16 protein-coding genes are annotated in these 24,949 nt (G+C 62.2%); 13 read left to right on the top strand and 3 right to left on the bottom strand.

Annotation, left to right across the window (positions count from 1 at the left end; genetic code table 11):
* The first annotated feature begins 12 nt into the window (after positions 1-12).
* Together ACKUTP_RS00925 and glmM are read left to right on the top strand one after the other, a co-directional pair.
* Entirely contained in the window at positions 13-2,325 is a 2,313-nt protein-coding gene (locus tag ACKUTP_RS00925) for a DUF4012 domain-containing protein (protein ID WP_409063330.1), read from the top strand.
* An 83-nt stretch (positions 2,326-2,408) separates the two neighbouring features.
* Positions 2,409-3,740: a phosphoglucosamine mutase gene (gene glmM / locus ACKUTP_RS00920; protein WP_409063329.1), complete on the top strand. Its 1,332-nt coding sequence runs from the start codon at positions 2,409-2,411 to the stop codon at positions 3,738-3,740.
* Positions 3,741-3,837: 97 nt separating this feature from the next.
* Here glmM and ACKUTP_RS00915 read toward each other — a convergent pair whose 3' ends face one another.
* A complete protein-coding gene (locus tag ACKUTP_RS00915; protein WP_409063328.1) occupies positions 3,838-5,421 on the bottom strand; it encodes a carboxypeptidase M32 in 1,584 nt (527 codons plus the stop codon).
* A gap of 502 nt (positions 5,422-5,923) precedes the next feature.
* Here ACKUTP_RS00915 and pheS point away from each other — a divergent pair.
* The 6 genes from pheS (at position 5,924) to ACKUTP_RS00885 (ending at position 13,524) form a co-directional block, all read left to right on the top strand.
* On the top strand, positions 5,924-7,000 hold the full coding sequence (gene pheS / locus ACKUTP_RS00910; RefSeq protein WP_117770495.1) for a phenylalanine--tRNA ligase subunit alpha: 1,077 nt from the start codon (positions 5,924-5,926) through the stop codon (positions 6,998-7,000).
* A 184-nt stretch (positions 7,001-7,184) separates the two neighbouring features.
* Positions 7,185-9,638, top strand: coding sequence for a phenylalanine--tRNA ligase subunit beta (gene pheT, locus ACKUTP_RS00905; protein WP_409063327.1), 2,454 nt, complete (start codon positions 7,185-7,187; stop codon positions 9,636-9,638).
* A gap of 246 nt (positions 9,639-9,884) precedes the next feature.
* Positions 9,885-10,967, top strand: coding sequence for a cobalt transporter CbiM (cbiM, locus tag ACKUTP_RS00900; RefSeq protein ID WP_409063326.1), 1,083 nt, complete (start codon positions 9,885-9,887; stop codon positions 10,965-10,967).
* Positions 10,945-11,781, top strand: a complete 837-nt coding sequence (locus tag ACKUTP_RS00895; RefSeq protein ID WP_409063325.1) for an energy-coupling factor transporter transmembrane component T family protein — start codon at positions 10,945-10,947, stop codon at positions 11,779-11,781. Before cbiM ends, ACKUTP_RS00895 begins: the two co-directional genes overlap by 23 nt.
* Before the next feature lie 44 nt (positions 11,782-11,825).
* On the top strand, positions 11,826-12,596 hold the full coding sequence (locus ACKUTP_RS00890; RefSeq protein ID WP_409063324.1) for an energy-coupling factor ABC transporter ATP-binding protein: 771 nt from the start codon (positions 11,826-11,828) through the stop codon (positions 12,594-12,596).
* 79 nt (positions 12,597-12,675) lie between these two features.
* Positions 12,676-13,524, top strand: coding sequence for a hypothetical protein (locus ACKUTP_RS00885; protein ID WP_409063323.1), 849 nt, complete (start codon positions 12,676-12,678; stop codon positions 13,522-13,524).
* Here ACKUTP_RS00885 and ACKUTP_RS00880 read toward each other — a convergent pair.
* Together ACKUTP_RS00880 and pyk are read right to left on the bottom strand one after the other, a co-directional pair.
* Positions 13,521-14,594 (bottom strand): hypothetical protein, encoded by a 1,074-nt coding sequence (locus ACKUTP_RS00880; protein ID WP_409063322.1) that lies wholly within the window; start codon positions 14,592-14,594, stop codon positions 13,521-13,523. The two genes, ACKUTP_RS00885 and ACKUTP_RS00880, sit on opposite strands and share 4 nt — an antisense overlap.
* 422 nt (positions 14,595-15,016) lie before the next feature.
* A complete protein-coding gene (gene pyk, locus ACKUTP_RS00875) occupies positions 15,017-16,477 on the bottom strand; it encodes a pyruvate kinase (protein WP_368147061.1) in 1,461 nt (486 codons plus the stop codon).
* A 441-nt stretch (positions 16,478-16,918) separates the two neighbouring features.
* Between pyk and ACKUTP_RS00870 the strand changes: the two genes are divergently transcribed.
* The 5 genes from ACKUTP_RS00870 to ACKUTP_RS00850 all read left to right on the top strand — a co-directional run bounded on the left by ACKUTP_RS00870 (position 16,919) and on the right by ACKUTP_RS00850 (position 24,941).
* A complete protein-coding gene (locus ACKUTP_RS00870; RefSeq protein WP_409063321.1) occupies positions 16,919-19,600 on the top strand; it encodes a cation-translocating P-type ATPase in 2,682 nt (893 codons plus the stop codon).
* Positions 19,601-20,101: 501 nt separating this feature from the next.
* A complete protein-coding gene (gene rsgA / locus ACKUTP_RS00865; protein ID WP_409063868.1) occupies positions 20,102-21,055 on the top strand; it encodes a ribosome small subunit-dependent GTPase A in 954 nt (317 codons plus the stop codon).
* Positions 21,056-21,307: 252 nt separating this feature from the next.
* On the top strand, positions 21,308-21,967 hold the full coding sequence (gene cpaB, locus ACKUTP_RS00860; RefSeq protein ID WP_022094089.1) for a Flp pilus assembly protein CpaB: 660 nt from the start codon (positions 21,308-21,310) through the stop codon (positions 21,965-21,967).
* Positions 21,967-23,616 carry a P-loop NTPase gene (locus ACKUTP_RS00855; protein ID WP_409063320.1) on the top strand — a complete coding sequence of 550 codons (1,650 nt, stop codon included), beginning with the start codon at positions 21,967-21,969 and terminating at the stop codon, positions 23,614-23,616. The genes cpaB and ACKUTP_RS00855 overlap by 1 nt, the downstream gene beginning before the upstream one ends.
* Positions 23,613-24,941, top strand: coding sequence for a CpaF family protein (locus ACKUTP_RS00850; protein WP_260699098.1), 1,329 nt, complete (start codon positions 23,613-23,615; stop codon positions 24,939-24,941). Before ACKUTP_RS00855 ends, ACKUTP_RS00850 begins: the two co-directional genes overlap by 4 nt.
* Positions 24,942-24,949 lie beyond the last annotated feature (8 nt).

Raw genomic sequence — 24,949 nt, 5'->3', positions numbered from 1 at the left:
GAGGATTTCTTTATGGCTGGTAATCACTTTAAGGGCAGCGATAGCGGCCGCCCTGCAGTTCCGCCGCGTCCGAACGGGGCTGGTAAGGCCGGCACGCCGGGCGGCGCTGGACAGGGCGGTTCCGGTAAGCGCGTGTCCCCGGGCGAGACGGCGATGTTTACCGCTCTGTACGAGCAGTCTCAAAAGGCAAAAAAGACCGGCCGTGCAAGAGGGAATGTCTTTGCGGGCGGTGCAACCTCCACGTCGCAGCCGAGCGGGGCTCCTTCGGTACCCGCGAACAACGCAGGTGCTGCCAACGCCGCGAATGCCGCCGGCAACGTTAATGCCGACAAGGCCGCCAACAATACTCCCTCTGCCGGTGGCGCGGGGCTTACGGGTAACCTTGGCACGATTTACACCGGCGCCTCCGAGACTGGCACGTTCGCCCGCCTGGATGATAGCGGTGCCGAGTTTGCGGGCTCGGGTTCCAAGGAAGATTATTACGATTTTGGCTTGAACTACGGTGGCGACGCTTCGCCGAGTTCGACCTCTGACGGTCTGGTCCGTCATCGCCATCGCAAGGGCGAGCGCAAAAAGCGTCACACCGGCGCCATTATTGCCGTTGTAGTCGCGGTGCTTCTCGTTGCGCTTGGCGCAAGCGGCTTTATGCTGCTTAACTCGGCAAAGACCGTAAAGAGCGAAGCGAAGGAGGCTGTCGAGATCGTCGGTGGCCTTAAGGACAAGGTCACGTCGGGCGATTTTTCGACGCTGCCTGACGACGCGAAGAAGATCGATGAGCTCTGCGACAGCATGAAGGCGGAGACCTCGAGCCCGCTGTGGACGGCGGCATCGTTTATCCCGGTGTATGGCAGTGACATCAACGCAGCCCGCACCATGATCGACGCCCTGTCCGATGTCTCGAGCAACGCGCTGGTTTCCATGGCCGACAACCTTTCGCAGGCCACGCCCGGCAAGCTGTTCCAGGACGGCATGATTAACGTGTCCGCGCTGCAGGCGGTCGCCGATTCGCTTTCCAGCAGCTCGAAGGTGTTCAAGAGCGCCAACGAGAAGGTCCAGGGCATTGGCGATACTCATATTTCCCAGGTGACCGAGCTGGTCGATAAGGCCAAGGACGGCTTTGCCACCCTCAACGGTGCGGTTGACGCGGCGGAGAAGGTCGCCCCCGTCCTTCCCCAGATGCTCGGCGCCAACGGCCAGACGCGCAACTACCTTATGTACGCCATGAACAACGTCGAGATTCGTGCTTGCGGCGGCTTTGGCGGTTCGCAGGGCCTGATTTCGGTCACTGACGGCCAGATGTCGATTGGCGAGTTTGTTCCCCGCATTGGACTCAGCGAGGATGAGGCAGTCGAGAGCGTCGACGAAGAGGATGAGGCGCTGTTCGGCAACCACAGTAACCTGTACAACTCGGGCAATACCTATTCGCCTGATTGGCCCCGCAACTCGCAGCGTGTCGCCGCGCTGTGGAAGTCCCAGTATGGACAGGACGTTGATGGCGTCATCGGTATCGACCCGGTGTTCCTGCAGTATCTGCTGGGCCTGGTCGGTAACGTGTCACTGCCCGACGGAACGGTTGTCGACGGCACCAACGCCGCAAAGGTCCTCATGCACGATGTGTACTGGAACTATCCGGTCGAGGAGTCTGACGGCATCTTTGCATCCGTCGCCAGCGCTGCCTTCGACAAGATCCTTGGCGGTATCGGCGATGTCGATGTTACGAAGCTTGTCAGCGCCGTTGAGCGCGGTGCCGAAGAGGGCCGCCTGATCGCGTGGATGAGAAACGATGATGAGCAGAGTGCCATCAAAGAGACGGGCATTGACGCTTCGCTGCCCGATCCGGATGACCCGAGTGCCGATCCTGTTGCCGGCGTTTACTTTAACAACCTGAGCTTCTCCAAGCTCGACTGGTATCTGAACGCCGACACGCAGATCGGCCAGGGCATCAAGAACGGCGACGGCACGTGCTCGTATCGCATCACCGTTACTCTGACGAACATCATGACGCAGGAGGAGGCAGGCAAGCTGCCCGACTACGTTGCGGCGAGCGCACCCGATGCCGCGCGTGACGACGAACGCCTGAATGTCTCGTTGTTTGCCCCGACGGGCGGCAACATCAGTGACCTTACGGTTGAGGGCACACAGTTTGGTCTTGGCGCCGCTACGTGGCATGGAATCCCCTTCTATTCGGGCACCGTTGACCTGCATGCTGGCGAGACGACGACGATCACGTATACGCTGACCACGTCGGCCGAGGCGGGGGACAAGCCGCTTACGCTGCGTCAGACTCCTACATGCCAGGCGGCTCGCGACAGCGCGTCGGCGTAGGGTTTTTCTGGTAGCGCAGATAATCGAGTACCATTTTGGGGCGGACAGGCAATCTGTTCGCCCCTATTTTGTAAGGAGAGCGCATGAAGTACTTTGGCACCGACGGCTTTCGCGGTGAGGCCAACGTTGGGCTGACGGTAGAGCACGCTTATAAGATTGGCCGTTTTGTGGGCTGGTATTACGGCGCCAACCGCAGTGCTAAGGCGCGCGTGATCGTGGGCAAGGACACGCGTCGCTCGAGTTATATGTTTGAGGCGGCGCTGGTGAGCGGCCTGGTCGCGAGCGGTGCGGACGCCTATATGCTGCATGTGATCCCGACGCCGGGCGTAGCGCATCAGACTGTGGAAGGCTGCTTCGATTGCGGCATCATGATCAGCGCGAGCCACAACCCGTTTTGCGATAACGGCATTAAGCTAGTCAACAGCGACGGCTTTAAGATGGACGAGGACGTACTGGAGCTCATCGAGGACTATATCGATGGCAAGAGCGAGGTGCCGCTGGCAACGGGCAACCACATCGGCGCCACGGTGGACTACATGCAGGGTCGCAACCGCTACATTGCTTCGCTCATCGCCAGCGCGAACTTTTCGCTGCAGGGCGTCAAGATCGGTATCGACTGCGCCAACGGCTCGGCATCCTCGGTGGCCAAGCCGGTGTTCGACGCACTGGGCGCCGATGTGCGCGTGATCAATGCCGCGCCCGACGGCTTTAACATCAATGTCGACTGCGGCTCTACGCATATTGAGCGCCTGCAGCGCCACGTGGTGGAGCAGGGCCTGGATGTGGGTTTTGCCTACGATGGCGATGCCGACCGCTGCCTGGCCGTGGACGAGCGCGGCCGCGTGGTCGACGGTGACCAGATCCTGTACGTGTGCGGTGTGTACCTGAACAAGCACGGGCGTCTCTCGGGCGGTACCGTGGTGCCGACGATCGCCAGCAACTTTGGCCTGATCAAGTCGTTGGAGCTTGCCGGCCTGAGTGCCGTGACCAGCGGCGTGGGCGACCGTCACGTGTATGCCAAGATGCGCGAGGGCGGCTACAGCCTGGGCGGCGAGCAGACGGGCCACACGATCTTTGGTGATATCGAGCGCACGGGCGACGGCATTATGACCTCGCTGCGCGTGATGGAAGTGATTCGTGCCGAGCGCGAGACGCTCTCGCAGCTCACGGCTCCGTGCAAGCTACTGCCGCAGGCTCAGGTTGCTGTACGCGTGGCGGATAAAGATGCCGCGCTGGGCAACATGGGCGTGCAAGCCGCCATCGCCGAGGCCGAGGCGTCGCTGGCGGGCGAGGGCCGCGTGCTGGTGCGCAAGAGTGGAACCGAGTCGGTGATTCGCGTTTTGGCCGAAGCTCCCGACCAGGCAGCTGCCGACGTCGCCATGAAGCGCATCGCCGCGGCGCTGGAAGCTCTGTAAGGTAGTCATTGGGGACGTTCTTAAACAACTAGGTGGAAAGGGGGCGCCGCGGATTGGTTCCGCGGCGTCCCCTTTGCGTTGGCGTGTCGGTTATGCCTTACAGCTCGTACAGCGTGGTGAACTTGTCCTGCAGGTAGCTGCAGTAGTAGCGGGCATCGAACGCCATGCCGCATGCGCCCTTGATGAGTTCCGGCGCGTCTTTGGCGCGGCCCCACTGCCAAATGTGCTCGCCCAGCCATGCGCGGACGGGTGTCAGGTCGCCGCTCGCACAGGCGCCGGTAAGGTCGACACCGTCGCGGCACATGGCCGGCACAAACATGGCGTCGTAGGCGCTGCCCAGCGCATAGGTGGGGAAGTAGCCAAACGAGCCACCGCTCCAGTGCGTATCCTGCAGGCAACCGTGCGTGTCGTCGGGAACCGGAATGCCCAGGTACTCATTCATGAAGCGGTTCCAAAGCGCGGGGATGTCCTTGGCCGTGGCCTCGCCGGCAAACAGCATGCGCTCAATCTCGTAGCGCACCATAACGTGCAGCGGATAGGTGAGCTCGTCGGCCTCGGTGCGGATCAACGACGGCTGCGCGATGTTCACGGCGCGGTAGAGCGTGTCCTCGTCTACGTTGCCGTAGACCTCGGGCGCGTGGCGGCGCAGCACCTCGAGCAGCGGTCCCATAAAGGCACGGCTGCGGCCCACGGTGTTCTCAAAGAAGCGGCTCTGGCTCTCGTGGATGCCCATGGAGGTGCCGCCCTCCAGGCAGGTGCGCGCATAGGCGGGATTGACGCCCAGCTCGTACATGGTGTGCCCCGCCTCGTGGATGATGCTGTAGACGTTGGAGATGCAATCGTCCTCGTAGATGTGTGTCGCGATGCGCGCGTCACCCACGGCAAAGCCCTCGCTAAACGGGTGCTCGGTAAAGGCAAGCGTGGTGTCGTCCAGGTTCAGGCCGACGAGCTTCATCAGGTCGAAGCTCATGGCGCGCTGGGCGGCCTCGGGCACGCGGGCGTGCAAAAAGTCGGCATCGGGCTGCTGGCCGCGCTCGCCGATGGCGTGCACGAGCGGCACGACCGTGGCCTTGACCTCCTCGCAAAATGCGTCGAAGCTCTCGGCAGAAAGGCCGCGCTCGTACTGGTCGAGCCAAACGTCGTATGGGTCGCGCTTGGGGTCCATGAGTTCGGCCTGATGCTTAAGTTGGGCGACGATTCTATCCACATAGGGCTCAAAGCTCGCCCAGTCGTTGGCCGTCTTGGCCTTGTGCCACACGGCGTCGGCCTCGCAGGTGAGCCTGGTCCAGGCTTCGGCCTCCTCGGTGGGAATAACGCTTGCCTCGCGCTGGTCGCGGCCGAGCACGCGGATCTCGTTGAGCAGCTGCGGGTCGTCTACGTGTCCGCCTGCAACCGTCTCGCGCGCTAACGAGCGTACGAGCTCAACGGACTTCTCGCTGGTCAGCAGCTTGTGATGCTCGCCGGCAAGCGTGCCCATGGCGTCGGCACGGGCGGCAGCGCCGTTGGCAGGAGCAATCGTCGCCCCATCGAACTCGGCAATCTTGAGCAGGTACTCGCGAGTCCACAGCTTGCCCTCGAGTTTGCGGAACTTTTTGACGGCCTTGTCGACTTTAGCGGCCTTGACGCCCTTGGCGGCTTTTGCCACGGCGGCCTTGGCCTTCTTATCGAGTTTCTTTCCCATACCGTATCCTTAATCTCGCAGGCCGAGCGCCGCAGGCGGGTGCGCGGCCAGTTTGCACAGCTACCTGCCTTGTACCCAGCGCGAACAAAACGGAACGCGGCGATGCGCTCGCGAAATGTGTTATCCTATAGCCCAATGCGTTGACGGAGAGGGTTTTGCCCGCCGCGTCGCCGGCAAGAGAGGGAAGGTCATGGGCTGCAAGCCTTCCTGCGGTGGCAAGGGCCAAGCGTTCACTCCCGAGCAGCGACCTCAACGGGCACGCGGCCAGTGGCAGCAAAGTCCCAGTAGGGAAGCCGTGAGCCTCGCGACAAGGGGCGCAGAGTGGGCACGGCGGGCCAGACATCCGCCGGGTCAAACAAGGTGGTACCGCGGAATTCAACCGTCCTTGGGCAATGTACATGCCCGAGGACGGTTTTTTGTTACCGAACCGGGCCGCACATCCGCAGCTATCGGGTGCTAGCCGCCCCGGCAAGCGAGATGCGCGAGAGACGAAAGGGAAGACATGAGTCTGATTGATGATCTGGTCAAACTCGAGGAAGAGGCCAAGGAGCTCGTCACTAGCGCTGACGACGCCGCCAAGCTCGAGGCCGCGCGCGTTGAGCTGCTCGGCCGCAAGGGCCGTATCACCGGCCTGATGCGCATGATGGGCAAGCTCGCTCCCGAGGATCGTCCCATGATGGGCAAACGCGCCAACGAGATGCGCCAGCTGATCGAGGGCATGCTCGACGAGCGCACCACCGAGATGAAGGCCGCCGCCCTCAAGCACGCACTCGAGCACGAGGCCGTCGACATCACGCTGCCGGGCATCCGTCCGCAGATCGGTCACCAGCACCTGATCAAGCAGATCATCGAGGAGGCCGAGGACATCTTCTGCGGCATCGGCTACACCGTCGAGTCCGGCCCCATGGTCGATACTTCCTACTACAACTTCACCGCGCTCAACGCGCCCATGGATCACCCGAGCCGCTCGGCTCGCGACACGTTCTATGTGGTCGACAACAACCCCGGCAGCGTCGCGCATCCCGAGGCTCACGCTCACGGTGAGTCCGACGTGCTGCTGCGCACCCAGACCTCGGGCGTGCAGATCCACACCATGGAGTCGCAGAAGCCGCCCATCTACATGATCTGCCCGGGCACCGTCTACCGTCCCGACACGGCCGACGCCTGCCACCTGCCGCAGTTCAACCAGATTGAGGGCCTGGTCGTCGACGAGGGCATCACCTTTGGCGATCTTAAGGGCACGCTCGACTACTTTGTTAAGTGCATGTTTGGCGAGGATCGCAAGACGCGTTACCGCCCGCACTTCTTCCCCTTCACCGAGCCCAGCTGCGAGGTGGACGTGAGCTGCCACGTGTGCGGCGGCAAGGGCTGCAACTTCTGCAAGCACAGCGGCTGGATCGAGATCCTGGGCTGCGGTATGGTCGACCCCAACGTCCTGATCAACTGCGGCATCGACCCCGAGAAGTACACCGGCTTCGCCTTTGGTATTGGCGCCGAGCGCGTCGCGGCACTGCGCTACGACCTGCCCGACCTCAGAACTCTCATGACGGGTGATATGCGCTTCTTGAATCAGTTCTAGGCTGCGGCTTGCCCAAGCACGGCACCTCGGCGCTCATTCGTCGCTTGCGTACCAAAGTACGCGGCGCTCCTCTTTCGGGCCGATCTGCCGCACTTGGACAACCCTCGCTTTGTAAGGAATGTTCACAAAGTTGAAGTTTCCACCTGCATCTCTTCGCAGGCTTTCAGTATGAAAGGAGAGCTAGATGCGTGTTTCTTACGACTGGCTCAAGACCATGATCGATATTCCGGAGGATCCCAAGACCCTTTCGGACGAATATATCCGTACCGGTACCGAGGTCGAGGCGATCGACACAGTGGGCGAGTCCTTCGACCACGTGGTGACCGCCAAGGTGCTCACCAAGACCCCGCACCCCGATAGCGACCACATGTATGTGTGCTCGGTCGACGTGGGCGACAAGAACCTCGACGCCGATGGCAACCCCGCCCCGCTGCAGATCGTCTGCGGCGCGCAGAACTTCGAGGCTGGTGACCACATCGTCACGGCCATGATCGGCGCTGTCCTGCCCGGCGACGTCAAGATCAAGAAGAGCAAGCTTCGCGGCGTCGTGTCCATGGGCATGAACTGCTCCGCGCGCGAGCTCGGCCTGGGCGGCGACCACTCCGGCATCATGATCCTGCCCGAGGATACGCCCTGCGGCATGCCGTTTGCCGAGTACGTGGGCTCGAGCGACACCGTGCTCGACTGCGAGATCACGCCCAACCGCCCCGACTGCCTGTCCATGATCGGCATGGCCCGCGAAACCGGTGCCATCTTCGACCGCGATTTCCACGTTGAGCTGCCCGCCATCAAGGTCGAGACCGGCCGCGCGACCGACGACGAGCTTTCGGTCGAGATTGCCGACGAGGGCCTGTGCGACCGCTACGTCGCCCGCATCGTGCGCAACGTGAAGGTCGGTCCCTCGCCCGACTGGATGGTCAAGCGCCTCAACGCCCTGGGCGTGCGCCCGCACAACAACATCGTCGATATCACCAACTACGTGATGATGCTCACCGGCCAGCCGCTGCACGCCTTTGACCTCGACACCTTTGCCGAGCGCGATGGCCACCGTCGCGTGGTGGTTCGCGCCGCCCAGCAGGACGAGAAGTTCACGACTCTCGACGGCGAGGAGCGCGTGCTCGACGCCGGCATGGGTCTCATCACCGACGGCGAGCGTCCCGTGGCGCTGGCCGGTGTCATGGGCGGTATGGATTCCGAGATCGAGGACGATACCGTCGATGTGATGGTCGAGAGCGCCTGCTTCAACGCCGGCCGCACCTCGCACACCAGCCGTGACCTGTCGCTGATCTCCGACGCCTCCATCCGCTTTGAGCGCCAGGTCGACGAGACCGGCTGCGTGGACGTCGCCAATGTGACGTGCGCGCTTATCGAGGAGATCGCCGGCGGCGAGGTCGCCCCCGGCTATGTGGACGTGTTCCCCGCGCCCAAGACCATCGACAGCATCAAGCTGCGCCTGGCCCGCGTGCACGCCATCTGCGGTGCCGACATCGAGCCCGACTTTATCGAGCGCTCGCTCACCCGCCTGGGCTGCACCGTCGAGCGCGACGGCGAGGACTTCGTGGTCACCCCGCCGAGCTTCCGCCCCGACCTGCCGCGCGAGATTGACCTGATCGAGGAGGTCCTGCGCCTGTGGGGCATGGGCCGTGTGACGGCGACCATCCCGGCTGCCAAGAACCACATCGGCGGCCTGACTCGCGAGCAGAAGCTCACCCGTAAGGTCGGCGAGATCCTGCGCGCCTGCGGCCTCAACGAGACCACGACCTTTGGCTTTGCCGCCCCGGGCGACCTGGAGAAGATCGGTATGTCCACCGAAGGCCGCGGCTGCCCCGTGGTGCTCATGAATCCGCTGGTAGCCGAGCAGACCGAGATGCGTCGTTCGCTGCTGCCGGGCTTGCTGCAGTCCGTGGCCTACAACGAGGCACACGGTACGCCCAACGTGCACCTGTACGAGGTCGGCAGCCTGTTCCACGGCCGTGAGAACGCCAGCCTGCCCAAGGAGACCAAGTCCGTGGCGGGCGTGCTCTCGGGCCAGTGGAGCGAGCAGTCCTGGAATATGAAGTACCGCAAGCTGCGCTTCTTCTCTGGCAAGGGCATTGTCGAGGAGTTGCTCGCCCAGCTGCGCATCGAGAAGGTTCGCTTCCGTCCCGTCGAGGGCGAGGGCTATGCCTTCCTGCAGCCGGGTCGTGCGGCCGAGGTCCTGTCCGGCGGCACCGTGCTGGGCTGGGTCGGCGAGATTCACCCCGAGGCGCGCGAGGCGATGGGCATCGATGAGGTCGTCGTTGCCTTTGAGCTCGATCTGGACAAGTTGATCAAGGGCGCCCGCAATCAGGAGAACTACCGCGAGTTCTCGCAGTACCCGGCCGTTGAGCACGACCTTGCTATCGTGGTCGATAATGCTGTGACCTGCGAGGATCTTGAGCGCCGCATTACCAGCGCCGGCGGCAAGCTGCTCGAGGGCGTGCGCCTGTTCGACGTCTACCGCGATCCCATCCGCATCGGAGCGGGCAAGAAGTCCATGGCCTTTGCGCTTACGTATCGCTCCGACGACCACACGCTCACCAGCGAAGAGGTCGAGAAGGCGCACCAGAAGATCGTCACCAAGGTATGCAAGGGCGTAAACGGCGAGGTCCGCGGATAGGGCTTGCGCTGGGGTATGGGTCAGCGGTGGTTGCCGCCGAGTCTTACGTGACCGCTATGCTCGATATAAGGCACTGTTGAGCCTTCATATATGACACGCGCATTACATAACGGCGTGCTGCTTTGTCGGCAGTGCGCCGTTTTGCTATGATATCCCGCGGCGTGTTACGAATCTGACAATGCGTAACACTGGCAAGGTAATTCAGACGGCGTTGCAATTCCGTGCGCCGACAACCGGGAGGCGTACATGCACATTCCAGATAACTATCTGTCCCCGCAAACCGATGCCGTCATGGCGGTGGCGATGGTGCCTGTTTGGGTCCACTGCATCAAGAAGGTGCGCGCCACGCTCGATCGCGAGCACATGGCGTTCCTGGGCATTTGTGCCGCATTCTCCTTTTTGCTCATGATGTTCAACGTGCCGCTGCCCGGCGGCACCACTGGTCACGCTGTTGGCGGCGCGCTCATCGCGCTGCTGCTGGGCCCCGAGGCTGCTGCCATTGCAGTTTCGGTTGCACTTGCGCTGCAGGCGCTGCTGTTTGGCGACGGCGGCGTCCTGTCCTTTGGCGCTAACTGCTTTAACATGGCCTTTGTGCTGCCGTTTGTCGCTGCTATCGTGTTCCGTGCGCTCAACAGCCGTCTGCACGACAAGAGCTGGGGCACCTCGGTTTCTGCCATCGTGAGCGGTTGGGTTGGCCTGTGCCTGGCGGCCCTGTGCGCGGCGATCGAGTTTGGCATTCAGCCGATGCTCTTCACCAACGCCTCGGGCGCGCCGCTGTACTGCCCCTTCCCGCTGTCCGTGGCTATTCCGGCTATGTTGATCCCGCATATGCTGGTTGCCGGCGTGATCGAGGGCGTGGCAACGGCCGCCATCTACGGTTTCATTAAGAAGACGGCGCCGGGCATTATCGTCGGCCCCGAAGCCGCCGATGGCCAGCTTGCCGCCGATGGTACCGCCAAGAAGACTTCCCTGATCCCCACGCTCATTCTGGTCGCCGTGCTTGTCGTGGCTACGCCGCTCGGCTTGCTTGCCACCGGTGACGCTTGGGGTGAGTGGGACGCCGAGGGCGCCGCGACCGCCGTTCAGGAGGCTGGCGACGACAGCCTGCAGGCTTCGGTCGGCCTCGATACCCCGACCTTTGCCGACGCTCTGCCCACGGGTGATTACCTGCAGGCCTATTCCGAGGAACAGGGCCTTGGCTTTGCCGGCCAGGCCGCGATGTATATTCTTTCGGGCGTGATTGGCGTGGCGGTGCTCACCATCGCATTCCGTCTGATCTCGCTGACGGTCAAGGAAAGCGGAGCCCATGGCGATGGTCGAGCTGCCTAGCTGGCTTGCGGTCGAGCAGCGTTACGAGCCCGCGGGGGCTCGGCATCGTGTGATGCAAAAGAATGTCCTGCACCTGGCGAGTCTGCTTGAGCGGGTTCGCTTGGGCGGCGGCGCACACAAGGGCGGGTCGATAATCGACCGCGCCCTTTCTTCCGTTTCGGCCCCGGTACGTTTGGCGGGGATGTTCGTCTGCGTTCTGTGCGTGTGTCTGACGCAAAGCCCGCTGTATCTGATGTTGATGGCGGCGATCGCGTTGGTGCTGGTCGCGGTGCGCCCTGCACGTGGGCTGCGCGCGACCTTTGTACCGGCGCTCGGCGCCACGGGGCTTGCGGTGGTTCTGGCACTGCCTGCCCTGCTGCTGGGCGCGTCTGCCACGGGTGCCATGCTCAAGATCGCGCTCAAGACGTTTATTAATGTGTCGCTGGTGCTGGGTGTTTCGTGGACGCTCACCTGGAGCCGCATGTCGGCGGCGCTCAAAATGCTGCACCTGCCCGACGAGGTTATCTTTACGTTTGATATGGCGCTCAAGCATATTGAGGTGCTGGGACGCACGGCGCACGATCTGTGCGAATCGGTCATGCTGCGCAGCGTCGGTTCCGCGCCTGCGGGTTTTTCGCGCACCGATTCGCTGGCGGGTATCATGGGCATGACGTTTATCAAGGCGATGGAATGCAGCCGCGCGATGGACGAGGCCATGCTGTGTCGCGGCTTCGCCGGCGTGTATCCGGCGCCTGCACGGAGCGGCTTTGGCTGGCGCGATGCGGTTTACGCGGCCGTTGTGGCGTTGCTCGCCGTGTTGTGCGCGGTGCTGTAGCGCGGACGGTCGAACCGTTGATGTGAGTAGGGAAGGGCGACGTTTTGGCAAACGATACGAATAACGCGATGGGTGCGAGCGGTGCTGCCGGCGCCGAGGTCACGCCGCTCATCGAGTTTCGCGACGTGGTGTTTTCCTATGCGGGTCATACGGTGGTCGATGGCGTTTCATTGCAGGTGAACCGTGGAGAGCTCGTTGCTCTGCTTGGTCCTAACGGCTGCGGCAAGACGACGATTATGCGTCTTATCAACGGCCTTGAGCTTGCGGACGCGGGTGCGTACCTGTTCGACGGGCATGCGGTCGATGCGGCGTTTCTAAAGGATTCTGCGGCCGCTCAGCGTTTTCATCAGCGCGTGGGCTTTGTGTTCCAGAATGCCGACGCCCAGCTGTTCTGCGCTACGGTGGGCGAGGAAGTTGCTTTTGGTCCCGCGCAGATGGGGCTGCCGGCAGACGAGCTCGAGCGCCGCGTCCGCGATGCCATGGAGCTATTCCAGGTTGCCGACCTTGCCGACGTCTCTCCCTATCAGCTCTCGGGCGGGCAAAAGAAGCGCGTTGCGCTGGCTGCGGTGGTGTCGATGAACCCGGATATCCTGGTGCTCGACGAGCCTACCAATGGGCTCGACGAGGATTCATGCGACATCGTGGTCAACTTCTTGCTGGCCTACGTCGCGGCGGGTAAGACGGTCTTGATGAGCACACATCACCAGGATTTGGTGCGACGCCTGGGTGCCCGTGCAATCTATATCGATCGATATCACCATGTGGTCGAGGCGCCGGTGTCGTCGTATGGAACCGAGAGCGGCGCTGCGGAATAGTTGCTGCGTAGAGCGTGCGTAGCCGCCTGCGCGGCTTTGCCGTGATGGTATAGTTATCCAGGTTTTTATGGGGGTGGCTATGCCAAGCTGGAACATTCATATCGCTCAGACGGAGCGTTTGCTGGAGCGCACCGGTGCGCTTGCCAATAGCGTGCGCGACCGCAATGCCTTTTTGTTTGGCTGCGTGGTTCCGGATATCTTCGTGGGCTATATGGTCCCTGGCATCGCCGATCCCATCCCATACCGCATTACGCACTTTGCAAAGCCCGAACCTATCCCTAAGCCGCGCGAGCACGAGTTCTGGGATACCTATGTGGCGCCGCTGCTCAAAGGGGCGCCTGTTGGTACGCCGGCTGCCGCGACCTCGATTGTCGAGGAGCGCGAGCGACTCAATCGGGTACATTATCCCCAACGCTACAAGGATGCCGAGCCGGTTGCCGGTCCCGGTGCTAGCGAGCTTTCGCTCGCGCCCGATGACGTGGCGCAGTCGTTGCTCGATTTGACACTGGGTGTCTGGTCGCATCTGGTGGCCGATACCGTATGGAATACGCGCGTGAATCAGTACCTGGAGGCGCACGGCGGCAAGCCGTGCGAGGAGTTCCGCATTAAAAAGCAAGGCGACTTTGACTGGTTTGGCAAGACGCTCGGCATTGTTTCCATCCCGCGTGCGACCGATCGCCTGTATACCGCTGCGGCACGTTTTGGGCAGTATCCCATCCATAAAGAATATGTGCTCAAGACCATCGGCGTTATGCACGAGATCGTGCGCGAAAACCCCGGTGAGCCCGATCATCCGCCGTATCGCCTGCTAACCGAGGAGTTTTTCGATGCGACGTTTACCGAGGTCATCGAGCTGACCGAGGCGGGTTTTGCCGTCCGTGTCGAATCGCCCGATGTGCCTGCGCTGCCCCTGATTGCTAGCTGCTAGCTGGCCGGCCCGGCAGTGAATAGCTCAACCCAATCGACAAGTAGCTCTTGCCGTAAGGTATCTTCGGCAATGCGTTCCTGTTTGGTCTTTGGGATGTGGGGAAGCCCGGCCTTTTTATGGATGAGCTCGGCTATGTGGTCGAAGCTCTTCTTCTCCTTGATCTGGTCATAGGTAATTTGGATGACGTCGTAGCCCATGCTTGTGAGTGCGGTGGCGCGCTCGGCATCGGAGAGGCTCGCGGCTTCGCTGTCGTGGGCAGAGCGGCCTTGGCATTCCAGAATGACGCCCATGCTGTCGGTGGCGCTTTCGACGAGGATATCGGCGTAGCAGCAGGTTTTGTCATACAGCGAACGTGCGGCTTCACTGAGCGGGATGCGCGCGTTTTTGGCGATCTCGATGCCCTGGCCGCCCTCGTCGCGGGGGAGCGAGATAAGCATGGAGGTCTGTACTTCGAAGGGCGAGGCGGCCTGCCCCGTCATGTGCTCGGCCGCCCGGCGCAGTTGTTTGACGCCGCGCAGGCCTGCGGCTTGCTTGGCGAACGCGGCGATATCCGTTGCGGTAAGAAGCGGCGTGCGCTTCCACAAGTTGGTGTCATTGCCCTTGGTGTCGTTAACTCGCTCCCAGCCGCAGTTGGGTGGAATGAACTTAAGCGAAATAGCTTCATCGAGTTGTTGTTGCGTTCGCTCGCAGGGCTTAAACACTGCAAAGGAGCCGCACATCTCGTAGCAAGCCATGAGTAACTGGTTGCGTGAAACCTGCGTAGCAAGGTTGAGCAGCGTGAACTCCGGTGACGTGACATCAAACCCATGTTCAGTCTGCCTAAACGGCCCCGGAGGTGGTTCTTGGGTCAGGAGGTGCGATTTAAACAGGCTTCGCGACCCGGATTGTGCCCGAGTGAATACAAGCCTGTGAAGTGGTGCGTGAAGCAGGTCTTTTACAACTGCATGACTTCCGAGGCCACAACATCTGCGATCCATATTGCCAAGGCTAATGGCGGGGTAAAGGCCTAATACCTGCGGCGGGATGCGGTAGTAGTTAAAGGCGGATTGCCCACAAAGCGTCAGGTCCATAATGCCCTCCTGGCCGAAATCATCTCTTTGAAGCGAGTGATGCCAGCGTCAATCCGGAAGTATGCGGCAAAATCTGAACCCTATGAGCGGACCTGGCTTTTGAGGCTAGTTTATCAGGCATTTTGTTGCGAAAAAACAGGGTGTGCTCGGAGGTTCCAGAATTTGCCGCATACTTCCGAAAACCAGGTCGATTTGGTTCTTGCTAAAACGATTTATCAGCCCTGTGTGAGGTGTGGGTTTGCCACCGGGCGAACACTTTTAGCGCTTGGGGCTTTATTTTTTGGCCTCGAAGGGTGGATTTCGCGCTTTTGGTAAAGAAATGAGTGCGTGTTTTGCCGTGCGGCGGCATTGGCACAGAAAAAGGGCCCGGAAGGCAATGCCTTCCGGGCCCTTTGCAATGCAAATCTGCTTGCAAGTACGATTTAGCGTACCTGAGCGACGTAAGCGACGTTGGTCGAGGAGACCTTGTCCTCGAGCTGGACGCTCATGCGGGGATCGCCGGCGGTAGCGACGGTCAAATCGCCAGTCTTGACGTAGCCGAGCTCCTTAGCGGTCTCGATCGCCTTGACGATCGTGCCGTTGACGGTGCCCTGGGTAATCTCTGCCTGGTGCGGGATGACGCCCCAGTACATGATCATCTGCTGGACGGCCCACTCGTGGCGGGAGAACGCGCAGATCGGCATGTTGGGACGGAAGTGCGAGATCAGGCGGGCAGTACGACCAGTGGTCGTCGGCACGGTGATGCACTTGGCGCCAACGGTGGTGGCCATGTTCACAGCGGACATACCCACAACGTTGTTGACGACGCGGGTGCCGTGAGCGTCAGCCGGAACCTCGAGTGGAGCGTGAGCCGGGAGGTACTTCTCGGTCTCGAGAGCAATGCTGGCCTGCATCTTGACGGCCTCGACCGGGTACTTACCGGCAGCGGACTCGCCAGAGAGCATAACGGCGTCGGTGCCGTCGTAAATGGCGTTAGCAACGTCGGCAACCTCGGCGCGCGTCGGGCGCGGGTTCTGCTGCATGGAGTCGAGCATCTGCGTAGCGGTGATAACGGGCTTGTAGGCCGCGTTGCACTTAGCGATGATCTCCTTTTGGATGTGCGGAACGAGCTCGGGCTTGATCTCGATGCCCAGGTCGCCACGGGCGACCATGATGCCGTCGGAAGCCTCGAGGATCTCGTCGAAGTTCTCGACGCCCAGGGCGCACTCGATCTTCGGGAAGATTGTCACGTGCTCGCCACCGTTCTCGCGGCAAAGCTTGCGAATGCCGCGGACGGACTCGCCGTCACGGATGAAGGAAGCGGCGATGTAGTCGATGTTCTCGGTCAGGCCAAAGAGGATGTCCTGACGATCGCGCTCGGTGATAGCGGGCAGCGAGATGTTGACGTTGGGCATGTTGACGCCCTTGCGCTCGCCGATCAGGCCGTCGTTCTTAACGACGCAGGTCATGTCCTGGCCGTCGACGGACTCGACCTCGAGGGCAACCAGACCATCATCGATCAGGATAAGGGAGCCCTTCTCGACTTCGGAGGGCAGAGCCAGGTAGTCGAGGGAGATGTGCTCAGAGGTGCCGTGGAAATCCTCGGACGTGGGCTGAGCGGTGACGACGATCTTATCGCCGGTCTTGACGGCAACCTTCTTGCCGTCGACCAGAAGGCCGGTGCGGACCTCGGGGCCCTTGGTGTCGAGCAGGATGCCGACGGGCAGACCGAGCTCCTTGGAAATACGACGGACGCGCTCGATGCGACCGTGGTGCTCGTCGTAGGATCCGTGCGAGAAGTTAAAACGGGCGACGTTCATGCCCGCCTTGATCATCTCGCGGATGGTCTCGTCGCTATCGCAGGCGGGACCCATGGTGCATACAATCTTGGTGCGCTTGTACATTCAGACCTCCATCTGACATCGTCTTGCGCTGATAGATAAACCATAAGAAATAAAACTGAGATGATTATAACGAAATGCCGACCGAATACCCCAAAAAATCGACCGTATGCCGAATTAGAAGTTCATTTTTTGCGAATAAACGGTATATGCAAAAACTTTACCAACCGTTCTAACCGCTGCTATCTGGGCGATATTTCAGTTTGATGATGCACCGAAGAAAAAACGTTTTATCAATGTCGAACATCATACGGTCTGCATCGTTGCACTCGAGCCGTGTTTCCAATTGGAATGTTTTGGCTAGACGCGTCGCTTTGGGGTACCATAGCTCCACTATCAACTGCCGCTCAGCACGGCAGCCTTGATGAGCCCTTGCCCTTCTCCTGGGAATTATGATCGGGCATCAATCTGCTGAGTGGCCCGAATCCCAGGAGGGGACTCTATATGCAAAAGGAATACCTGTCCGCCGCGGCGGAGGTACTCAGCGACCAAGGTGTCGATGAGAGCCTCGGCCTGAGCAACGACGAGGCGTCGTCGCGCCTCGCCAAGACAGGCCCTAACAAGCTCGAGGAAGCCGAGAAGACGCCGTTGTGGAAGCGCTTCTTTGAGCAGATGGCCGACCCCATGGTCATCATGCTGATCGTTGCCGCCGTCATCAGTGCACTCACGGGCATGGTCAAGGGTGAGGCGGACTTTGCCGACGTCGCCATCATCATGTTCGTCGTTATCGTCAACTCGGTGCTGGGCGTGGTCCAGGAGGCTAAAAGCGAGGAGGCTCTCGAGGCCCTGCAGGAGATGAGCGCGGCGCAGTCCAAGGTGCTGCGCGACGGCAAGCTCGTGCACCTGCCGAGCGCCGAGCTCGTGCCCGGTGACGTGATCATGCTCGAGGCGGGCGACTCCGTCCCGGCCGACTGCCGCGTGCTCGAGAGCGCCACGATGAAGATCGAGGAGGCCGCCCTTACCGGCGAGTCCGTGCCCGTCGAGAAGCATGCCAACGTGATCGAGCTCGCCGCCGGCACCGACGACGTGCCGCTCGGCGACCGCAAGAACATGTGCTACATGGGCTCCACCGTGGTGTACGGCCGTGGCCGCGCCGTCGTAGTCGGTACCGGCATGAACACCGAGATGGGTAAGATCGCCGGCGCCCTGGCCGAGGCCAAGGAAGAGCTCACGCCGCTGCAGGTGAAGCTTGCCGAGCTCAGCCGCATCCTCACTATCATGGTTATCGTCATCTGCGTCGTTATCTTTGGCGTCGACATCATCCGCCACGGCGTGGGCAACGTTCTCACCGACCCGACCGCGCTGCTCGATACCTTTATGGTCGCTGTCTCGCTTGCCGTCGCCGCCATCCCTGAGGGTCTGGTTGCCGTCGTGACTATCGTGCTTTCGCTCGGCGTGACCAAAATGGCCAAGCGCCAGGCGATTATCCGCAAGCTCTCTGCCGTCGAAACCCTTGGCTGCACGCAGACCATCTGCTCCGACAAGACCGGTACCCTTACCCAAAACAAGATGACCGTCGTCAAGCACGAGCTCGCTGCGCCTAAGGAGAAGTTCCTGGCCGGTATGGCGCTGTGCTCCGATGCCCAGTGGGACGAGGACCTGGGCGAGGCCGTTGGTGAGCCGACTGAGTGCGCGCTCGTCAACGATGCCGGCAAGGCTGGTCTTACTGGCCTGACTGCCGAGCACCCGCGCGTGGGCGAGGCCCCGTTCGACTCGGGCCGTAAGATGATGTCCGTGGTCGTCGAGACCCTGGATGGCGAGTACGAGCAGTACACCAAGGGCGCGCCCGACGTGGTGATCGGCCTGTGCACCCATATCTACGAGGGCGATAAGGTTGTCCCCCTGACCGAGGAACGTCGTGCCGAGCTCGTGGCCGCCAACAAGGCCATGGCCGACGAGGCCCTGCGCGTGCTGGCGCTGGCAAGCCGCACCTACACCGAGGTCCCGGCCGACTGCAGTCCCGCCGCGCTCGAGCATGACCTGGTCTTCTGCGGCCTGTCCGGCATGATTGACCCGGTTCGTCCCGAGGTCGCCGACGCCATCCGCGAGGCGCACGATGCCGGTATCCGCACCGTCATGATCACGGGCGACCACATCGACACCGCCGTGGCCATCGCCAAGCAGCTGGGCATCGTCACCGATCGCAGCCATGCCATCACCGGTGCCGACCTCGATCGCATGAGCGACGAGGAACTCGACGCGCACATCGAGGACTACGGCGTGTACGCCCGCGTCCAGCCCGAGCACAAGACACGCATCGTCGAGGCTTGGAAGTCGCGCGACCAGATCGTGGCCATGACGGGCGACGGCGTCAACGACGCCCCGTCCATCAAGCGCGCCGACATCGGCGTCGGTATGGGCATCACCGGCACCGACGTCACCAAGAACGTTGCCGACATGGTGCTTGCCGACGACAACTTCGCCACCATCATCGGTGCCTGCGAAGAGGGCCGTCGCATCTACGACAACATCCGCAAGGTCATCCAGTTCCTGCTTTCGGCCAACCTTGCTGAGGTGTTCTCGGTGTTTATCGCCACGCTCATCGGCTTTACCATCTTCCAGCCGGTGCAGCTGCTGTGGGTGAACCTGGTCACCGACTGCTTCCCCGCGCTCGCGCTGGGCATGGAGGATGCCGAGGGTGACATCATGAAGCGCAAGCCGCGCAACGCCAAGGACGGTGTCTTTGCCGGTCACATGGGCCTGGACTGCGTGGTCCAGGGTCTGATCATCACCGTGCTGGTGCTGGCGAGCTTCTTTGTGGGCGTGTACTTTGACATGGGCTACATCCACATCGCCGATATGATCGCCGGCAATGCCGACGAGGAAGGCGTGATGATGGCGTTCATCACGCTCAACATGGTCGAGATTTTCCACTGCTTCAATATGCGCAGCCGTCGTGCGTCGCTGTTCACCATGAAGAAGCAGAACAAGTGGCTGTGGGCTTCTGCCGCGCTGGCACTGGTGCTGACGGTGATCGTGACCGTGCAGCCGACGCTTGCCGAGATGTTCTTTGGCCCCGTGACGCTTGAGCTCAAGGGCGTTCTTGCCGCGCTGGGCCTGGCCTTCCTGATCATCCCGCTGATGGAGATCTACAAGGCGATCATGCGCGCGGTCGAAAAAGAGTAGGTCGAAAGGCCATCCCTCCCACCGGCCCGACCGCCTGCGGGGTTTCTTCTTCGCTGGTCCTCGCGCTTCGCGCTGCGGGATCGCTCAGAAGAAACCCCTCTCGGCGGTCGGGCTTTCGGACAACCTCTCGGGACCGTAAGCTGAGGGAAAGTTTGTGAGCCGATCGAGCGTTTGCTCGACCGGCTCTTTTTGATTTAGGGCTTTGCCCGGCCAGCTCTATTTGATTTAAAATACCTGCTCAGTTGTGATTTATGGTGCTGGGAGGCGCTTGTGGGCAAGGCTAAGGCTAAGGCGAAGAAAAAGACGACGGGGGCGCGGGCTAAGCGTGATCGTCGTCGGAAGCTCGCGACCGAGGCTCCCGTATCTGCTGAGGAGCTGCTGGCAAGCGTGCCGGGACTCGACGCGCTGCAGGACGTTCCGGCGTTTGATGACCTGCCGGTCGATGAAGCCCAGCAGACTGCCTTCGATGATTTCTGCGCACATGCCGAGGAGCCCGAGCAGATGCAGCTTGGCGCCGTGGTGCGCTTGGATCGCGGGTTTCCGCTGGTGGCGACTGCCAACGATACCTTCCGCGCCGAGCATGCCGTGGGGTTTGCCAAGTCGCGCGGCGAGGACGAGGTCCTGCTGCCCGCCGTGGGCGACCGTGTGGCGGTGCGCCGCGCTCCCGGGCACGATATGGGCGTGATTGAGTGCGTTCTGCCGCGCCGTACGAGCTTTGAGCGTTGGCGCGGCCGTGCCCGCGGAGAGCGTCAGGTGCTCTGCTCCAACGTGGATAGCGTGCTAATCGTGCAGGCGCTCGGTGCTGGCGAGGTGCTGCTCGACCGCGTGGCGCGCTCGTTGGTGTTGGCGCTCGACTGCGATGCCGAGCCGGTGGTGGTGCTCACCAAAGCTGACCGCTGCGATGCCGAGGAGCTCGAGCGCGATCTGGACCGCGTGCGCCGCCTGGTGGGCCCGGACGTGTGCGTAATCGTGACATCTTCTGCCGAGGGCCGTGGCCTGGACGAGGTGCGCACCTGCGTGCCCGCCGGGAGCTGCGCCATGATTCTGGGCGAGTCGGGTGCCGGCAAGTCGACGCTGCTCAATGCACTGCTGGGCCACGATACGTTGGCGACTGGCGGTGTGCGCGAACGCGACGACCAAGGCCGTCACACTACCGTCGCGCGCGTGATGGTGGCGCTGCCGGGCGACGCCGGCGTGATCGCCGATGCCCCGGGCCTGCGCAGCCTACCGCTCGTGGGTCACGAGCGGGGTCTGGCGCGCGCCTTCCCCGAGATTGTCGAGGCATCGCGCGCGTGCCGGTTTGGCGATTGCACGCATACCCATGAGCCGGGCTGCGCCGTTCGCGAGGCCGAGGACGCCGGGCAGATCGACAGCCTGCGTCTGGAAACGTTCCAAAACCTGGCGTCATCCATGCGCGTGAGCGCTCAAATGCTCGATCCCGATGTTCATCTGTAATTGATTTTTCCTATGACAGCCGTCTCCCAACTGTTCGGGAGACGGCTTTTTTGCTGCGGAAAAGCCTCGAAACATGCAGTTTGCTGACGTGCTGACCAAAACCTTGCCATGAGCTTGACGGGCTGGTCAGCTTTTGGTCGGCGATTGGTTTGACATCGAAAACCAAGATCGCGATTGCGCCGCTTTGCACTCTGACCGCCCAGACAATGGTGGTACGGGCATTCGCCCGGCACTGCCATGAGAGGAGCGGCCGTGAACAAGAGCAAGCGCATCGCCATCAGTCTGGTCGCGGGCGTGCTCGCTGCTCTGCTCTGCATGGTTTACGGCTCGTCGATCCGCTCGCAAGCCGAACAGGTCCAGGCTGAGACCTTGGCCAAGTACGGTGGCGATCGCGTCGAGGTATGCGTCGCGGCGCGTGATATCGATGTGGGCGAGACCCTCGATGAGACCAATGTCATAACCCAAGAATGGCTGACGAGTCTGCTGCCGCGTGACGCGGCGACCGAGCTGCGCCAGGTGCGCGGCGACGTGACGACTTCGCGTATTCCCAAAAACGCCGTGATCTGCAATGTCTACACCAAGGCCGAGAGCCACAAGCTCGAGGTGCCTAAGGGCAAAGTCGCCGTTTCGGTGGCGGTCGATGCCGAGCACTCGGTCGGCGGTGCTACGGGCGTGGGCAGCTACGTGGATGTGTATGTGCAAAAAGACGGCGTAACCGATCGACTGTGCGGCGCGTACGTGATCGATACCAGTGAGGATTCCGGTGCCACGCGCGAGGGCAAGATCGAATGGGTGACGCTGGCGGCTGACCCCGAAGACGTCAAGGAACTGCTGGGAGCCTCGGGCAAGGGAACGGTCAGCTTGACGATTCCCGCCACGGCGCGCGGCAAAAAGAGCGGAGGCGACGAGTGATGAAGGCGATCTGGCTTGCGTGCTGCGCGTGCGGCGATTACGGGCTGTTGCAGCGGGAAGTCGAGGGCCGTGATACGGGTGCACAGGTGCTTCGCGTGGGTGACCTGGACGGGCTGGTTTCCATGGCGCGGGCGTTTCCGTCGCGCCGCGGAGCTGCCATCATCGCGGCGTCTCTGTTTGATACCGAAGATGTGCGCAAGACTGTTGCGCGCCTGACGGCCGAAGGCCGCGTGAGTCGCGTGGTCGTGTTGATAGAAGCACTCGATCCGTCGGATATCGAGGGGCTGTTTCGCGCAGGGGCGACCGAGGTCATCGCTGCGCACAGTATATGCGGCAACGGGCGAGCGGGCGAGGGAGCGGTTGATTCCGATCGGCGCATGACGATTGAGCCCGATGCTTTTGTTGATAGGGAACCCGGGGCGCCTCGCGCTACAAGAGGCCCGCGTGTTGATGATTATGGAAAAGCGGAAGCCGAGCATGGTCGGCGCCCCCGGAACCCCCTTGTATACGATGACGCTGGAGGACCGGCGCAGCATACTGGCGACTCCCCGGCTGTAGATATGGGATACGTGCGCGGCGTGAATCTGGCGGATGAACTCGACGAAGTTGAGGGCTTTGCCGGGTGCGGCGAGTTGTCGCTGATGCAGCATGAGCAGATTGCGCAGAACGAGCCTGCCTCGCAGACCGAACAAGCCGCCATGCCGGCTTGGACGCAGCGTGTAGTTGCGGCGGGGGAGACGGGGACGCTGTCACCGACGCCCGCCCCGCCGCCTCCGATGCCGCCGGCAGACGCTGCCGCTTCGCCGCATCGAGCTCCGGTCATCTGCGCCATTTCGGGTTCGGGCGGTTGCGGCAAGTCGACGATCGTTGCCACCATGGCACACACATCGTCGCTGTTGGGCTTGCGTGCCGCCGTGCTCGACCTGGACCTGATGTTTGGAAACCTTTACGACTTGTTAGGCGTCGATGCTCCGCACGATATGGCGGCACTTATCGAGCCGTCGGCGGCGGGCACGCTCACCGAGCCGGATATCGTGGCCGCATCGATGCGCGTCGCCCCGGGCGTTACGCTCTGGGGTCCCGTCGCGGCGCCCGAGCAAGCTGAGCTCATGGCACGTCCGGTGGAGCTGCTGCTCGATGTCCTGCGTCGCGAATCCGACGTGGTCTTTATCGATACCTCGGTCTTTTGGGGCGATGCCGTGGCGGCTGCGGTGGCGGCGAGCGACCGTTGCCTGGTCGTTGGCGATGCGGCGGTGTCGTCCGCGACATCGGCGTCGCGCGTCATTGAACTGGCAAGTCGAGTAGGTGTGCCGCGCACGCGCATGAGCGCCGTGTTCAACCGGTTCGGTGCGCGCGGGGCAGACGAGGACGTCGCCATGCGCTTTGAGATTGCCTGTGCGTTGAGCTCCAAGATTCGTATCGCCGATGGCGGGCAGGATCTCGCCGCGCTCATGGCGTTTGGGCGCGCTGACGAGGCAGTGGGGCAGACCAGCGCTTTTGCGACCAGCGTGCGCGAGGCCACGCGCGAGATGCTCGTGGAACTGGGGTGCGCCGTCGGCCCTTGGAGCGATATGGTCGCCGACCGTGCAATGCGCACCGAACGCCCGCGTATTCGCCTTCCCTGGTCGCGCGAGGGTGATCAGCGATGAGCCTGCAAACGAGGATTAAGGCTGCCGGCGCTGCAGCGGCGGCAGCGCCTGTAGATGCGGGGCGTCGCCGCGCGGTGAAACGACGCACCAAGCGCGCCGTGATGGACCGCATGGGTTACGACGAAGTGGCGCGTATCAGCGCCTATATCGACCCGGCACTTGCCCGCTCGGAATTGCGTCCTGCGGTGGAGGCGGCGCTCAATGTTGAGGAGCCGACCGATCTCGCGACGCCCGAGCGCGAGACTATCATCGACGAGATTTTGGATGACGTGGTGGGCTTGGGGCCGTTGCAGCCGCTCATCGAGGACGACACCGTTACCGAAATCATGATCAACGGCTGCCGCTCGGCTTTCTTTGAACGCGGCGGCGTCTTGTACCCCATCGAGCATGCGTTTGAGGATGATGAGCAGATCCGGGTGCTTATCGACCGCATCATCTCGCCACTTGGCCGCCGTATCGACGAGCGCAGCCCCATCGTCAACGCCCGCCTCAAAACGGGCTATCGCGTCAACGCGGTGATTCCGCCTGTGGCGATTGACGGACCGATTCTCACCATCCGAAAGTTCTCGGACCGTATCTGCTCGCTGGACGAGCTTGTGGGGCTGGGGTCGCTGCCGCTTTGGTATGCGCAGCTGCTGTCGTGCGCGGTGTCGCTGCGACAGGACCTGGCGGTTGCGGGAGGCACGGGATCTGGTAAGACCACCCTGCTCAACGCGTTGTCATGCGAGATCTCCACCGGCGAGCGCATCGTGACGATCGAGGACTCTGCTGAGCTCAAGTTTGCGCATCATCCGCACGTGGTGCGCCTAGAGGCGCGCGAGGCTTCAATTGAGGGCGAGGGCGCGGTGACGATCCGCGACCTGGTGACCAATGCCCTGCGCATGCGCCCCGACCGCATCGTGGTGGGCGAGGTGCGCGGTGCCGAGTGCTGCGACATGTTGCAGGCCATGAACACGGGCCACGACGGGTCGCTCACCACGCTTCATGCGGGTTCCGAGCAGGAGACCGTGGTGCGTCTGACGTTGCTTGCACGTTATGGCATCGATCTGCCGAGCGAGCTCATCGAGGAGCAGATTGCCATGGCGCTCGACGGCATCGTGATGTCCGAGCGCCACGCCGATGGCAGGCGTTTCGTCTCCTCGTATTCGGGGGTGCGTCGCGCCGCGTCGGGCGGCGTAGAGCTCGAGCGCTATGTGACTTTCGATGCCGCCGAGCGCACCTGGAAGCTTGACCGCGAGCCGCCGTTTATCGCAGAAGGCCTGCGGTCGGGGACGCTCACACAAGAGGAGGTGGACGAATGGAGGTCGCTGTGCCCCTCGTCGTAGGGGGTTTG

Origin of the sequence: Collinsella sp. wc0529, from assembly GCF_046116875.1 — a bacterium.
Lineage (GTDB): Bacteria > Actinomycetota > Coriobacteriia > Coriobacteriales > Coriobacteriaceae > Collinsella.
Note: the sequence above shows the minus strand (reverse complement) of the source record. Positions and strands in the feature narration are given on the sequence as shown.